General features: G+C 39.2%; 10 protein-coding genes. 9 read left to right on the top strand and 1 reads right to left on the bottom strand.

Translation table 11 applies throughout. The annotated features are described in order from the left end of the window. The first annotated feature begins 91 nt into the window (after positions 1-91). The 8 genes from BM207_RS11825 (at position 92) to BM207_RS11790 (ending at position 11,878) form a co-directional block, all read left to right on the top strand. On the top strand, positions 92-1,096 hold the full coding sequence (locus BM207_RS11825) for an AAA family ATPase (protein WP_090994242.1): 1,005 nt from the start codon (positions 92-94) through the stop codon (positions 1,094-1,096). Further along, positions 1,097-1,984: a DUF58 domain-containing protein gene (locus tag BM207_RS11820; RefSeq protein ID WP_245768087.1), complete on the top strand. Its 888-nt coding sequence runs from the start codon at positions 1,097-1,099 to the stop codon at positions 1,982-1,984. Further along, the gene (locus BM207_RS11815) at positions 1,984-3,363 is read left to right on the top strand and encodes a BatA domain-containing protein (protein WP_090994241.1); all 1,380 of its coding nucleotides are present in this window, start codon (positions 1,984-1,986) and stop codon (positions 3,361-3,363) included. The genes BM207_RS11820 and BM207_RS11815 overlap by 1 nt, the downstream gene beginning before the upstream one ends. Further along, positions 3,350-5,443 carry a DUF4175 family protein gene (locus tag BM207_RS11810; RefSeq protein ID WP_090994239.1) on the top strand — a complete coding sequence of 698 codons (2,094 nt, stop codon included), beginning with the start codon at positions 3,350-3,352 and terminating at the stop codon, positions 5,441-5,443. Before BM207_RS11815 ends, BM207_RS11810 begins: the two co-directional genes overlap by 14 nt. Beyond that, positions 5,443-7,098 carry a hypothetical protein gene (locus BM207_RS11805; protein WP_090994237.1) on the top strand — a complete coding sequence of 552 codons (1,656 nt, stop codon included), beginning with the start codon at positions 5,443-5,445 and terminating at the stop codon, positions 7,096-7,098. Before BM207_RS11810 ends, BM207_RS11805 begins: the two co-directional genes overlap by 1 nt. A 97-nt stretch (positions 7,099-7,195) precedes the next feature. Then, positions 7,196-8,830 carry a TldD/PmbA family protein gene (locus BM207_RS11800; protein WP_218155047.1) on the top strand — a complete coding sequence of 545 codons (1,635 nt, stop codon included), beginning with the start codon at positions 7,196-7,198 and terminating at the stop codon, positions 8,828-8,830. A 2-nt stretch (positions 8,831-8,832) separates the two neighbouring features. After that, the gene (locus BM207_RS11795) at positions 8,833-10,149 is read left to right on the top strand and encodes a TldD/PmbA family protein (RefSeq protein WP_090994234.1); all 1,317 of its coding nucleotides are present in this window, start codon (positions 8,833-8,835) and stop codon (positions 10,147-10,149) included. Positions 10,150-10,237: 88 nt separating this feature from the next. Beyond that, positions 10,238-11,878: a TldD/PmbA family protein gene (locus BM207_RS11790; RefSeq protein ID WP_090994233.1), complete on the top strand. Its 1,641-nt coding sequence runs from the start codon at positions 10,238-10,240 to the stop codon at positions 11,876-11,878. 79 nt (positions 11,879-11,957) lie between these two features. On the opposite strand, the gene BM207_RS11785 is transcribed toward BM207_RS11790, so the two are convergent. Beyond that, positions 11,958-12,431, bottom strand: a complete 474-nt coding sequence (locus BM207_RS11785; protein WP_090994231.1) for an SRPBCC domain-containing protein — start codon at positions 12,429-12,431, stop codon at positions 11,958-11,960. Between the two features lie 214 nt (positions 12,432-12,645). Here BM207_RS11785 and BM207_RS11780 point away from each other — a divergent pair, with 214 nt between their 5' ends. After that, positions 12,646-15,510 carry a S8 family serine peptidase gene (locus BM207_RS11780; RefSeq protein ID WP_090994229.1) on the top strand — a complete coding sequence of 955 codons (2,865 nt, stop codon included), beginning with the start codon at positions 12,646-12,648 and terminating at the stop codon, positions 15,508-15,510. Positions 15,511-15,535 lie beyond the last annotated feature (25 nt).

The following is a 15,535-nucleotide window of genomic DNA, read 5'->3' as shown; positions in this document are numbered from 1 at the left end:
TTGTAAATTTTTTGATATTGTTACTTTTCGAAGCAAGAATAATTGCAATATGACCTATATTGAGGCACATTAGCTCAGTAAACTAAAAATAATGGTTTTGGATAACTCAGAAAGTAACGTAAAAACATTAATTGGCAAAATAGGTCTTTTAAAAAGCGAAATCCAAAAAGTAATTGTGGGTCAAGATGTCGTTATTGAGGAAATGTTGATTGCTTTAATGGCAGGTGGGCACTGCTTGTTGGAGGGTGTGCCAGGGCTGGCGAAAACGCTAATGGTGCGCACCCTATCCCAGGCGCTCAGTTTGTCGTTTAGGAGAATCCAGTTTACACCAGATTTGATGCCTACTGATATTGTAGGTACGGAAATATTAGAGGAAGATCATGCAACAGGCAAACGCTTCTTCAAGTTTAATAAAGGACCGCTCTTCGCTAACATCGTTCTTGCTGACGAAGTAAACCGTACTCCTCCAAAAACACAATCAGCTTTGCTGGAAGCCATGCAAGAATTTGAAGTAACTTATGGCGGACAAACTTATCCATTAGATCGTCCTTTCTTTATCTTGGCCACCCAAAACCCTATAGAACAGGCGGGTACTTACCCTCTTCCAGAGGCGCAACTAGATCGTTTTCTTTTATATATAAAGATTGGTTATCCCACGGCGGTGGAAGAAGCGCGAATATTAAGCACTACAACAGGTGCTCACAAAGCAATTGTTAGCCCTATTATTGGCGCCGACGAAATTAAACAGCTACAATCGTTGACAAGAGAAGTTAGCATTAATGATGAGTTAATCGCATATGTTAGTGAATTTATCCGAGCAACCCGTCCAGATACCACTTCGGTTGGTTTTGTAAAGGAATGGGTGCGATGGGGTGCCGGCCCAAGGGCTGGACAAGCATTGATACTAACTGCTAAAGCACGTGCGTTGTTTTATGGAAGATATTCGGTTATTATGGAAGATTTACAGACAATGGCTTACCCCGTTCTTAGGCATAGGGTGCTAATGAATTTTAAAGCAGAAGCTGAAAATGTATCCTCAGACCAAGTTACCGCTGAGTTGGTAAAAACTATCTCGCGACCAAAAAAAGTTATTTAAATGAGTAAACTGCTCGATCCGAAAGTAATGATGGCGATTAAAGATCTTAATTTGTCGGCAAAAACAACGATAGATGGATTCATGAGTGGGATTAATAAAAGCACCATAAAAGGCCCTGGATTAGAGTTTAGCCAATACAGAAGTTATCAGCCTGGAGACGATCTGCGTAGCTTAGATTGGAAGATGTTTGCCAGATCAGATAGATATTATATCCGCGAATCGGAGGTTGAAACCAATATTGCTGTTCGTTTTTTAGTTGATGCGAGTGCTTCTATGAATCATCACGACGGTGAGTTTACAAAAATTGATTATGCACGCTACCTAACCGCCTGTTTAGCATATTTGGCAAACTTACAAGGCGATGCGATTGGTCTGTATATTTTTAAAAACACCGAATTGTTTTCTATGGTAGCCAAGCAGGATTATCAGCACTTAGCGAGACTGTTTTTTCAGCTGGAGCAGCTAAAACCTGAAGGGGAATTTACAAAACCCATACACTACAAAGAGATTTTCTCAGGCACACAAAATCGTGAATTATTAGTTTTTGTTACCGATCTTTATCAAACCGCTGAGGAGATTTTCGATTTATTAGATACGCTGAATGCACTTGGGCATGAAATTCTAGTCTTCCATGTCTTATCTAGGAATGAAATTGAGCTCGATTTTAAAGGCTACTCCACTTTCGAAGATCTGGAAACTGGTCAAACGCTTCAAATAGATCAAACAAAAGCTAGATCAACCTATCAAACTAAACTTAGGAATTACTTAGACAAAACCCGAAATCACATGTTAGATCGGAGAATTTATTATAGAACAATTACGACCGATGAACCTTTAGATCAGGCATTGAGAGATTTCTTAAAACAGCGGAATAAATTGAAAGTTTAATGGCCTTACTATATCCCATCGGTTTACTAGCACTTGCAGGATTAATTGTTCCTGTAGTCATTCACCTTTGGAATGTAAAAAAAGGAAAAGTTTTAAAAATTGGCAGTATTGCTTTACTTGGCGAAAACGCCACTGCAAGTTCTAAAAATATTAAGATAACCGACATATTGCTGTTTATAGTTAGATGTTTAATAATCACATTGATAGCATTTGTATTAGCGCAGCCATATCATACGATAACATCGTCAAATCGTAAAAATGCAGGTTGGATTTTGATAGATAAAAGACAAATAGGAAAGGTTTACGAAGCTTCGAAACCCACAATAGATTCACTGATGAAGCTTGGCTTCGAAATGCGTGATTTTAATCTAGGCTTTGCTAAAATCTCATTGAAAGATAGTACAGCGGAATATTCCAGGACGAGAAGTGTAAGTTATACTGCTTTGCTTAAGGAGTTAAATACTCAAATTCCTTCGGGATATTCAGCAAATGTGTTTGCAGACCGTAGATTGCTCCATTTTGAAGGGAATTTACCTAAGCCCAGCTTTAGGCTGATTTGGAACGACCTTCCATCTGGAGATACCGTAAAAACCTGGACCACTAAGTTTTTAGCTAAAATTTATGAAGGAAAGTCGATCCCGACTTTAACAAGTTATACAAGTAGCTTGTTGCAAGATTTGCCTCCTATCAATGCGGTAATCTATGAGCCGAATGGCAGCGACTCGAAATATATCAAAGCTGCATTAAATGCAATTGCCAGTTTTACCAAAAGGAGCATTAAAATCGATAATTGGAACGGATCATCTGTGAAAGCTGATTTGCTGTTCTGGCTTTCAGATAAACCGGTACCATTAACTGGTTACAAAAAAGGAGCAAGTTTGATCAGTTATAAGAAAGGGAAAACCATCTTGGTTAACTCCACACTTCAAATAGCTTCAAGCCCAGGGCAAACCTTAGCGCTTAAAAAGAGGATCGCCGTCGATGACCAGAAAGGAACCACTGTTTGGGAGGATGGTTTTGGAGAACCAATCCTCATTAAAGATACTGATGCAAACTTTAATCATTTCTATTTTTACAGCCGCTTTAATGCTGAATGGACGGAACTGGTGTGGAATGAACAATTTATTAAGTCCCTTGTTCCGATTGTACTTGGGCAACCAAATGATCCTAATTTTGGCTTCGAAACGCATGATGCCGATCAAAGAATTCTAGCGCAGCAGCAAATACCCACAACTTATCATAACGCAACAATCGGCTTAACCATCAATAATCGTCAAGATCTAAAGGACTGGATTTGGGGGATAGCGTTTGTTTTATTGATTACCGAGCGGGTGCTGTCCTTATCAAAAAAAACAAGTGCGGATTATGGAAGAGGCTGAAGGTAACTATTGGATTACAAAGTTCAGGTTTAAACTGATTGTGATTTATTTTTTAAAAATCACTTTGTTGAGCCTGGCGATAGGAATACTGTTGACGTCTATGGCCACCTTTGTAGCAGTTAATTCTGTTATGATATTTGCAGTTACTTTTATGACAGTATTTTGCGGAATGCTAATATTCAAGCCAACGTGGGGAGTGACAAAATTGGAAGTTGCCAATTATTTAAATGTAGCCTATCCTGAACTTGAAGAAAGCGCAGGTTTATTGCTGAAACCCTTACAAGATTTGTCATTGTTGGAAAGATTTCAGAGAGACAAGATCAATGGCGCTTTTCCACTTCCCAATAGTTTGAAAAAAGCTTCTAAAGGAATTTGGGTTAACCTCATCTTACTGATCGGTGTATTAATTGTTCATCAATTTTTGCCTTTAAATACATTGGTCAGTCAACCTCCAGCCGCTCTTACCAACTTAAATGCTGTAAAGGAACAGCTATTGCCCGGGATTAAAGATTTTAATGTTCAAATATTGCCACCAGCTTATACGGGAAAAAAAACCAGAACTCAAAATCAATTTACCCTTAAAGCCGAAATCGGAGCACAGGTAGTTTGGCGAATTGAAACCACTGTTGCGGTTAAAAAACTTCGGTTAATTTTTAATGATCGTGAAATAATAACGTTAAACGAGGATGGTCGCTTTAGCAGGGTGATTAACCAAGCTGGTTTTTACCAAATAGAGCTGGATGGAAAAAAGTCGGATCTCTACCCCATAGAAATTATTCCGGATTTGCCCGTAAGTATTAAAATTATCGCTCCCACGCCATATACTACGATTGATGTTGGCCAAGTACCAAAAGTTAACCTAGCCGCTTTGCTAAAAGATGATTACGGAATTAGCGATGCATATATTTCGGCCACGCTTTCGAGCGGCAAAGGAGAGGGAGTGAGTTTCACGGAGAAGAAATTGAGTTTCAATACGGATGTTAATAACAAAATGGCAGTTAGGTTAACTAAAATACTTGATTTAACGGCTTTGGGTATGAAACCTGGCGACGAGCTGTATTTCTTTATCATGGCCAAAGATAATCATGGTCAGCATAGTAGGTCAGATGTGTATATGGTAACAATTGTTGATACCACTGAATTGATGAGCATGGCCGGAATGGCTAAAGGAATTGACCTGGTTCCAGCGTATTTTCGGAGTCAGCGACAGATTATTATCGATACCGAAAAGCTATTAAAGGAACAGGGAACACTGGCGCTTGAGGAATTTAAAAATAGAAGCAATTCATTGGGGATGGATCAAAAGTTGTTACGCCTGAGGTATGGAAAATTTTTAGGAGAGGAATCCGAAACTGCGATTGGGGGCGAACATGACCATGAGGAGGGCGAAGAGCATACAACAGCAGCCTTTGGGGATGTAAAGGCATTAATGGACGAGTATGCTCATAAGCACGATATTGCTGAAGATGCAACATTTTTTGAACCTGAGTTAAAGAAACAGTTGAAAGCTGTTTTGAATGAAATGTGGAGTTCTGAATTGAGATTGAGGACCTACAAACCGCAAGAAGCACTTCCTTATGAGTATAAGGCCCTTCGCTTATTGAAGGATTTACAGCAAAAATCCAGGGCTTATGTTGCGAAAACAACGCTTAAAACCACTAAGCTAAAAATGGAAAAACGCTTAAGTGGTGAGTTAACTAAAATTGTTCAACCTACACAACATGCGACCTTTGAGCATACGGATCGTTCAATAGAGGAATTGAAGATTCTTTTGTCGATTTTAGAATATCGGAAAACCGGTAGGGCATTTAATTATGGCGATCGCGAGTTGTTACGTGCCGGTGAAAAGCAACTCATTATTGCTGCTTCAACGCATCCTACTTCTTATTTGGCTGCGCTCAAGGCAATTCGTAAAATTAGCCTGGCCAATAATGTAAATGTAGCGGATATCGATATTGTACAAAGCACAATTCAAAAGTTGTTGGGAAAGGAAATATCAAAACCACAAGCGCCAGTCGCCTCACCAGAGGTTAATTTATACCGTAGTTATTTTAATCACCTCCAAAACGCAAACCAATAATGATGGAATTTAGCTATCTTATCATAATTTGCTGCCTGGCTTTTGCTTCATTTCTCCTCTACAAAGAAATAAGGCGTAGGGACAAATCAAGATTGTTATGGAGAATTGTTGCGAGTATGCTAATGGTGGGTGCTTTTGTGTTTCTAATGTTTCCAGTCAGGTATAATACCAAGAAGAACGAGCCCATACATGAGTTAAATCTTCTAACTGAGGGCGCATCTTTAGAGGCCATAAAAGCATTGAAAGCCAATGTTTATACGCTGGATTCGAGTGTGTTTTTAGTTAATAAAAAAAAGAAGATCACTTATTTAGCAGATTTAACATATCATTTAAAAACCCACCCAGACATAAGAAAAATAAATATTTATGGTTACGGACTTGCCGAGCAAGAATTAAAAACATTAGCAGACTATCAGATTTACTTTCATCCGGCAGTTATCCCAACAGGGATTCTCTCAGTTAGTTGGCCAAAGAAGTTAAATATTTCCGAAACTTTTATCATTCAAGGTAAGTTCCATAATCCTACTGAAAAGAAGATAAAGCTAAAGCTCTACGGTATGGGTAGAAGTTTGGATTCATTAACTGTTAAAACGAAAGGCATGAATAACTTTTCTTTTTCCACTCAGCCTAAGCACATAGGTAGGGCAGTTTTTAAGTTAATTGCCTTGCAGGGAAATGACACCCTATCTATAGATCCAGTGCCTTTTGAGATAGTGAGCGAAAAACCTATCAGTGTTTTAATTTTAGCTTCTTTTCCAGATTTTGAATATAAATTTTTGAAGCAATGGTTATACGAAAATCATTATCCGGTCGCTTTTAGAAGTCAGATTAGTAAAAATAAATACAGTACCGACTTTCTAAATAGGAAACCTGTAAATCTTAATCGACTTAATTCACCATGGCTTAAGGACATAGATTTGGTAATAATTGATGAGGATGAGTTAAGATCGTTGAGTTTAAGTGATAGAGCAACCGTGTACCGGGAGGTTAGCAATGGAATGGGTTTAATTATTAAGGCGGCTAAAACTGGGCTAGGGGAACAACCATTAATTTCTGATTCGACTGGAAAAACCATGGTGAGTATTAAGTTAAGCGGGATGGGGAAGATTTTAACCACTACTCAGTCGTCTACGTATCAATGGCAATTAGTGGGAAATCAAATGCGTTATGCCAAGTTTTGGTCGCACCTTTTTGAAAAAGCGTCAAGGAAAGAAATTCCATTCTATTCATTTGAGGTTACACCTAAGTGGCCGAGCGTTTATGAAAAATCAACAATAAAAATCAACTTAAATGATTACAAGCCACCACTGGTTTTGATCGATAGTATCCCGATTAGTCCGAGGCAAAACATGGAGCTTCCGTTTTTATGGGATGGCTATTTTTGGGCAGCGAAACCTGGCTGGTCAACAGTATCAATCAATCGCAAGGTGACTTACCTGTATCACTACAAAAGGACGGACTGGAAAGCAGCTAAAAATTTCGCTAAGTTAAATAGTACCGTAAATTATGAAGCAAGGCAACGTAATTCAGTAGTGAATTTCGACGAGGTTGAACTCCACGCTGAGGAAGAAATTAGCAAATGGTGGTTTTTTGGTATTTTTTTATTAAGCATTTCTTATTTATGGTATGAACAAAGGTTTTTAGCAAATAAATAGCGTTTACACAGTCTTGAGTCTAATGAAACTAAAATGTTATAATGTTTTAATATTAGAATTTGCTATCTTACTTTTTGAACCATTAAACTAAACCGTTTTGAAAAGAAAAGACTTTCTCTATTTGTCTGGAATGGGAATGGGGGCGATGCTGTTGTCGGATTTATCTGCTTATGGCAATTCAATAGACCCTTTACAAGCGCTGGATAAGATAGATGTTAAAATTAAAAAGGAACTGGCAGATGTTGCGTTAAATGCAGCAAAGGCTAAAGGGGCCACCTATACCGATGTGCGTATTGGCCGCTATTTGAATCAATTTGTTTCTACGCGGGATAAACGTGTGCAGGGTGTTGCCAATACCGAATCTTTTGGAGTTGGAATTAGAGTTATTGCTAACGGATGTTGGGGTTTTGCGGCAACCAATGCGGTAACTAAAGAATCTATTGCAAAAACTGCACAAGAAGCTGTTGCCGTTGCAAAAGCTAATGCAAAAATACAAGGTGAGCCCGTACAATTGGCCCCTCAAAAAGGTTTTGGAGAAGTGAATTGGAAAACCCCCTTAGCAATCAATGCTTTTGAAGTTCCCATTCAAGAGAAAGTTGATCTCTTATTGAATGTGAACGACATTGCCATGCAAAATGGTGCAAGTTTTGTAAATGCAGCTTTGTTTGCAGTAAATGAGCAAAAATACTTCGCCTCAACAGACGGATCTTATATCGATCAAGATATTCACCGTATTTACCCTTCGTTTGGAGTGACTGTTATCGACAGAGCTTCTGGTAAGTTCAAAACTCAATCCGCATTAAGTTCGCCAATGGGTATGGGCTACGAATATATGAATGCACGACCTGAAGATAAAATTAGTGGGGTAGTTACGCGTTACAAGGGAAGGTATGATATATTGGAAGATGTTAAACAGGCAACCCGCGTTGCTAAAGAGAAGATTACTGCGAAATCAGTTGAAGCCGGTAAATATGATCTAATCTTGGATCCGTCACATTTGTGGCTAACCATCCACGAATCTGTCGGCCACCCAACAGAATTAGATCGTGTATTAGGCTATGAAGCCAACTATGCAGGTACAAGTTTCTTAACTTTAGATAAGTGGCAATCGAAAAACTTTAAGTTTGGTAGCGATAAGGTAAATATTATTGCCGATAAAACCCAGGTAGGTTCGCTCGGTGCGGTTGGCTATGACGATGAAGGAGTAAAGTGTAAAAAGTGGAATCTCATTAAAGATGGGGTATTGGTAAACTATCAGACCATTAGAGATCAGGCCCATATTATCGGATTAACGGAATCGCAAGGTTGTTGTTATGCACAGGGCTGGGATGATGTACAGTTCCAAAGGATGCCAAATGTTTCTTTAGAGCCTGGCAAATCGAAACTAAGTGTAGCGGATATGATTAAAGATGTAGAAAAGGGGATTTACATTATTGGCGATGGCAGTTATTCGATAGATCAGCAGCGTTACAACTTCCAGTTCGGGGGACAACTATACTATGAGGTAAAAGAAGGCAAAATTGTTGGAATGCTTAACGACGTGGCTTACCAATCGAATACTCAAGAATTTTGGAACTCTTGTTCGGCAATTTGCGATGAAAGTGACTATCGCCTAGGAGGCTCATTTAACGATGGCAAAGGTCAGCCCGGTCAAAGCAGTGCCGTGTCTCACGGTAGTTCTACGACGAGGTTTAAAGGAGTTAATGTTATAAATACAGCTAGAAAAATATAATTATGGCCATATTAAGTAAAGAAGAAGCCCAGACAATATTAAAAAAAGTACTCAGTTTTTCTAAGGCAGACTCATGCGAGGTGAGTTTAAACGGATCCAATGGAGGTAACATCCGTTATGCGCGTAACGCGGTGTCTACAGCGGGACAAATTGATGTAATGAGTTTATCCGTAAATTCCACTTTCGGTAAAAAAACAGGTAGTGCATCTATCAATGAATTTGATGATAGCTCGCTTAAGAAAGTAGTAAGTAGAGCAGAAGAATTAGCTAAGCTTGCACCAGAGAATCCAGAGTTTATGCCTTTATTAGGGACTCAGAATTTTCAAGAATCAAAAACTTTTAATGAGCATACTGCGGCGATGACTCCCGATACTAGGGCAGAAATGGTTGGTAAGAGCTTAAATGTGGCTAAGGCGGCTAATTTAGATGCTGCAGGTTTCTTAGAAAATTCTACCCGTTTCAATTCGGTTATGAATTCTAAAGGATTGTTTGCCTATAATAAATCTACCAGTGTCTCATTTTCTGTTACGATTAGAAATAAAGAAGGTACTGGTTCTGGCTATGTTGAACAAGATTTTAATGATTTAAGTAAAATGGACGTGCTTGCTTTAAGCAAAATTGCTGCGAGCAAGGCAACAGGGTCGGCGGGTGCCAAAGCGATTGAACCAGGAAAGTACACTGTTATCCTAGAGCCTTTGGCAGCGAGTGACATTTTAGGGAGTATGTTTAGAGGTTTCGATGCCAGAAGTGCTGATGAAGGGAGAAGTTTCATGAGTAAGAAAGGTGGAGGCACGCGTCTAGGTGAGCAATTATTTTCTGAAAATGTGAATATTTATTCAGACCCGATGAATCCAGAGCTACCCTCAGCTACCTGGAATGGCGATGGTTTGGCACTTAAAAGAACCGATTGGGTAAAAAATGGAGTGGTTAAAAATTTAGCATACTCTAGATTTTGGGCAGCGAAAAAAGGTGTAGAGCCTTTACCATTTGCACGAAGTATGGTGATTGAAGGGGGAACACAATCTTTACAAGATTTAATTAAAAGTACGGAAAAAGGAATTTTGGTTACTCGGTTTTGGTATATACGTTCAGTAGATCCTCAAACCTTATTATTAACAGGTCTTACACGTGACGGTACTTTCTACATTGAAAATGGTGAAATCAAATTCCCAATCAAAAACTTCAGGTTCAATGAAAGCCCGGTAATTATGTTAAACAATGTTGAGGCACTTGGCAAACCAGTTAGAACAGGTAGCGGAATGATTCCTCCCATGAAAATTAAAGACTTTACTTTTTCGTCACTATCTGACGCGATTTAGGAATTGCCGACGAATTGCCGACTTCGTAAGTCGGGGTGTCTTACCCCGACTTACGAAGTCGGAATAACACGAATTCGAAATAAAAAAAATGAGAAGAAGAGATTTTTTATACCTGACGAGTTTAGGTGCAGGCGCTGCCATGCTACCTAGTTTAAATACTTTTGGAAGGACAATTTCAGTTGAAGAGGCTTTAATTCCAGTGGATGTAAAGCTGAAGAAACAAATGGCAGATATAGCTTTAAATGCAGCCAAATCTAAAGGAGCCACTTATGCCGATGTGCGGATTGGAAGATACTTAAATCAGGTAGTAGCTACTAGAGATGCCAGAGTAGAGAATGTAGCCAATGGTGAATCTTTTGGGTTAGGCGTGAGGGTATTGGCAAATGGGTCATGGGGTTTTGCAGCTACTAACAATCTGGATAATGCCAGTATTGCCAAAGCAGCAGAATTAGCGGTTGCCATTGCAAAAGGAAATTCTAAATTAATGAGTGAGCCAGTGCAGCTTGCTCCGCAAAAAGGTTATGGAGAGGTAAGTTGGAAAACACCGTTGGAAGTGAACGCATTTACAGTGCCAATACCGCAGAAAGTAGAATTGTTATTAAATGTAAATAGTGAGGCGCTAAAAGGTGGGGCTAAATATGTTAGCTCAAACTTGTTCATGGTCAATGAACAAAAATATTTTGCTTCTACAGAAGGATCGTATATTGATCAAGATATTCATCGGATATGGCCGAACTTTACGGTAACAAAAATTGATGCTACTAGTGGGAAATTTGAAACTCGCAATGCTTTGAGTTCCCCTATGGGAATGGGTTTTGAATATTTGACGCCTAAAGAGGAAGAAAAAATAAAGGGCGGCCCGGTTACCATGTATAAAAAGCGGTATGACATGTTCGAAGACGTTAAAGAAGCCACTCGTCATGTGAGCGAAAAATTAAAAGCTAAACCTGTTCCTGCTGGCAAATATGATTTAATATTAGATCCATCACACCTTTTCTTAACCATTCACGAATCGGTAGGACACCCAACAGAGTTAGATCGCGTGCTTGGTTATGAAGCTAATTATGCTGGGACAAGTTTTTTAACGCTCGACAAGTGGGAGAGTAAGAAATTTAACTTTGGTAGTGATCAGGTCGACGTTATTGCCGATAAATTAGAAGTTGGTTCACTGGGTGCAGTTGGTTATGATGATGAAGGTGTTAAGTGTGGGAGCTGGGATATCATTAAAAAAGGAATTTTGGTGAATTATCAAACTATTAGAGACCAGGCGCATATTTTGGGGTTAAAAGAATCTCAAGGTTGCTGTTATGCTGACAGTTGGGACAGCATTCAGTTTCAACGGATGCCTAATGTGTCGTTGGCCCCAGATAACACTTCGCTAACAGCGGCAGAAATGGTTAAGGATGTAGAAAAAGGTATCTATATGTTCGGTCGTAATTCTTATTCGATAGATCAGCAGCGCTATAATTTTCAATTTAGCGCGCAATTAGCCTACGAAGTTAAGGATGGAAAAATTATAGGGATGTTCAAAGATGCTGCCTATCAGTCAAATACGCAAGAATTTTGGAATGCATGTGCCAAACGCTGCGGAAAAAACGATTACCGTTTGGGTGGAACGTTCTCTGATGGGAAAGGCCAGCCTAGTCAAGTAAGTGCCGTATCACATGGAAGTGCAACTACTCGTTTCAACGGTGTAAAAGTGATTAATACAGGAAGTAAATTGGGATAATTTACCCCTAGTTATAAGTTAAAAGACTTACGAAGTTTGTTTTGCGCTTGGTCTGTTAACTTCGTAAGTCAATACATTTTTAAACCACTACGGGTGGGATAATTTCTTCCGTCGATTCGGCAAGCTCCTTAACTTTAGCTAGGGCTTTGGGCCACATCTCTGCGAACATATCGATCATTTGTTTGTTTTGTTCCGACTCATCCATTTCCATAAAGATGTGTAAATTGGTTTTACCTCCTAAATCGGTGAGCGTATAGTTTTCTTTAGCGCCAGCCCACATTTTTACCTGTTCGCTTTCGTAATCTTCCACACCATTATCGTACATTCCTAAATGTTCGATAGACATGTACTCGTTCGGTACATTGTCGGCAATTCTGGAAACCATTCCCCGATTGCTTGAATCTAAAAACAGCGCCTTACTCCCTTTTTTCCAGTCCGTTTCTACTTTGGATCCTTCACTAAAGGCAGTGGTCCATATTGGATAAGTTTTTTCTCCAAAAAGTACATCCCATACTTTTTCTCGTGATGCATTGATTTCAATGTTAAAGTCCATATTGATAGGTTAAAGGTTATAAAATTTGATTGCTTTAATTTACATCGCAATTATTAACAATTGACAGCGATAAAAGATTAAATAAAATTCAGCTTTTTTTAGCGAACAATTCAGGTGAAAAGAGACAATTATAGGGGGTATATGCGACAGTGAAATGTTCTTGGATTACACATTGATTCTCAATATATTCGTAAGTGCTACCTACAAATACTGAATGAATAAACTCTACCCCATTTTACTTTGCCTATTTATCATCCTTGCTTTTAAGCAAGATGACCCTAATTCGCTCGTTAAGGTGGGTAGATTCGTATTACCTAAGGGCGTAACTTCAAAAGATTATCTTCCTAATACGCTTATAGTCAAGTTTAAAAAGTCAAGTAGCAAGCAAGTAAATAGTATTGCTTCTGTTGCAAAAATCCAACTTAATGCTAAGGGCGTTTCTATTGTCAGTTTGAAAAAATTATTTCCCAGTAACTTAAAATCAGTGGGTACTCAATCACTTGCCCAAAGTCCTTTACCCGATTTGAGCGATTTATACGTTGCGCAATATGAAGGTGGCCAAAGTATTACAGATGTCATAAATGCGTTGCTAAAGGATGAACAGATCTTATATGCCGAGCCAAGTTATATTTATAAAACATCTTATGTTCCTAACGACCCTAATTATACTAATCAAAGTTATTTAACAAAGGTACAAGCCCCGCAGGCTTGGGACGTTTTACGCGACGCAAGCTCGGTTATTCTAGCCATTGTAGATTCTGGATCCGATTTGCAACACGAAGATTTAGCGGCAAATATTTATTTAAATACTGCTGACCCAGTAAATGGAATAGATGATGACAATGATGGCTACATAGATAATTATAGCGGATGGGATTTTGTTGGAAATTCCGCTTCGACCATGATTCCGGATAACAATCCAGATGTAACTAGCGATACTACAGATCACGGCGTACATGTTAGTGGTATTGCCAGCGCTGTTAGCGATAATGGTAGGGGTGTTGCAAGTATTGCTTTTAATGCTAAGTTAATGATTATTAAAACTGGTGCTGATAACAACGGCAGAAGTATTTACAAAGGGTATGAAGGAATAAAGTATGCTGCTGATCATGGTGCGAAAATAATTAATTGTTCCTGGGGTGGTCCGGGGGGAGGACAATTCGGGCAAGAAATGGTGGACTATGCCGTTGCTAAAGGGAGTTTGATTATCGCTGCGGCCGGAAATGAGTCTGATGAAGAACCTAGTTACCCTGCGGCGTATAAGGGCGTATTATCGGTAGCTTCGGTTACCAATGCCGATGTTAAGTCGGGTTTTTCTACTTATGGATATTCAGTTGATATTTCTGCACCTGGTACTTCAATTTTTAATACGCGTAATGACAATAAATATGGGTCTTTAAGCGGTACTTCGATGGCCACACCTATGGTTGCAAGTGCTGCGGCATTGGTAAAGGTGAAGTATCCAAATTACAACGGTTTGCAAATAGGAGAGGTGCTGCGTACCACAGCCGATCCAATAGATGCTTTAAATCCAATGCATGCCAACAAAATGGGCAAAGGAAGATTAAATGTTTACAAAGCATTAACCCAACCAACTTCCTCCGTACGCTACCAACAAATAGCTATTGCCGACCAAAGTAATGGCAGCCGCACGGCGGGAAGTGAGTTAACTTTAAGCTTAGATTTAAAGAGTTTTTTAACTCCGGTTGCAGGCCTGACGGTCGATATATCGAGTACCAGTCCATATGTACAGATCTTAAATTCCAGTATTTTAGTGGGTAGTATGGGAACACTAGAAACAAAAACAAATATTGGCCCTGTGGCTGTTAAGATTTTGGCAAATACTCCGCAAAATCAAGAAGTAACTTTTAAAATAAACTACTCGGGAAATGGAGGCAGTTACCTTGATACTGAATTTTATACTATCACGGTAGCTTTGGATTATTTAAATGTAACTGTTAATAAAACGAGCACTACCTTTACCTCAAATGGTAGGGTTGGTTTTAGCAAGGCCGATGCTACGGGTGGCCTGGGATTTATTTATAGAGATGAGCCCATGCTTTTTGAAGCAGCATTAATGATTGGTAATTCGCCCACACAGGTTTCGAATAACGCTAGGAGTGAGGGGAATTCTAGTGAAGATTTTGTTAAGCTTATTAGCGCAGCAAAAGTAAGTGGTTCTCAAGCAGCCTTTGAGTGGGTTGCTACATTCACGGATGAAGGCGCTAGTAATCCGATAGGGTTAAAAGTTAAGTCAAAGATGTTTGCTTATGCGACAGCTCCGGATGATAAATATGTAATTGTAAATTACGATATCACCAATACTTCTTCTACAACGCTACAAGGTGTATATACAGGCATGTTTACCGATTGGGATTTAGATGAATCATCAGCCAACGCTACTCGATATGACGCTGCAACTAAAACTGCTTATGCCTTTGCAAGAGAAAATGTCGATTATCCTTATGCTGGAGTTCGATTATTGACAAATTCAGCGCCTGCTGCCTATTATCCAATGTCGTATCAGTTAGTTGGTGATCCATTGGCGGATAATAAATTTACGACAGCCGAGAAATACCAGGCTTTGAGTTCAGGTATAAAATCAACAAGTTTAGGAACTACAGGTAATGGTTATGATATTATGTATACGATAGGAAGCGGCCCATATAGCATACCGGCAAATGGAACTATAACCGTTGCCTATGCTTTTATTAGCGGAGATAATTTAAGCGACCTATTGAACAGTGGTAATGCGGCGCAAACAAAGTATGAAACTATTCAAAATAAACCCACAGACCCCCAGCCCGGAGACGCAACAGCGTTCTTATTGAAGCAGAATTATCCAAATCCAGCGAAGGATTTTACAACTATACCGTTTAGCATTGCCGAAAGATCCGCTACAAAATTAACCTTAACGAATGTGCTTGGCAGAGTAGTTCAAACGCTCATAAATGAAACCTTAAATGCTGGAAGTTATCATGTTCCGGTTAATTTAAATAAGTTACCGGCGGGAGTGTATTTTTACCAGCTTAGTGCGGGCGGCTATCAGAAAGCTTTAAAAATGATGGTGGTAAAATAGTGGGATGAACTGGTTATTGGAACTG

It is taken from the genome of Pedobacter insulae (assembly GCF_900113525.1).
Classification (GTDB): Bacteria; Bacteroidota; Bacteroidia; order Sphingobacteriales; family Sphingobacteriaceae; genus Pedobacter; species Pedobacter insulae.
The sequence above is the reverse complement of the archived record's forward strand: the minus strand, read 5'-3'. Positions and strand labels throughout refer to the sequence as shown.

Coding starts and splice junctions, on each gene's coding strand:
- BM207_RS11820 (WP_245768087.1), top strand. CDS start 1,097: ATGAGTAAACTGCTCGATCCGAAAGTAATGATGGCGATTAAAGATCTT.
- BM207_RS11810 (WP_090994239.1), top strand. CDS start 3,350: ATGGAAGAGGCTGAAGGTAACTATTGGATTACAAAGTTCAGGTTTAAA.
- BM207_RS11795 (WP_090994234.1), top strand. CDS start 8,833: ATGGCCATATTAAGTAAAGAAGAAGCCCAGACAATATTAAAAAAAGTA.
- BM207_RS11825 (WP_090994242.1), top strand. CDS start 92: ATGGTTTTGGATAACTCAGAAAGTAACGTAAAAACATTAATTGGCAAA.
- BM207_RS11805 (WP_090994237.1), top strand. CDS start 5,443: ATGATGGAATTTAGCTATCTTATCATAATTTGCTGCCTGGCTTTTGCT.
- BM207_RS11780 (WP_090994229.1), top strand. CDS start 12,646: ATGAATAAACTCTACCCCATTTTACTTTGCCTATTTATCATCCTTGCT.
- BM207_RS11790 (WP_090994233.1), top strand. CDS start 10,238: ATGAGAAGAAGAGATTTTTTATACCTGACGAGTTTAGGTGCAGGCGCT.
- BM207_RS11785 (WP_090994231.1), bottom strand. CDS start 12,431: ATGGACTTTAACATTGAAATCAATGCATCACGAGAAAAAGTATGGGAT.
- BM207_RS11815 (WP_090994241.1), top strand. CDS start 1,984: ATGGCCTTACTATATCCCATCGGTTTACTAGCACTTGCAGGATTAATT.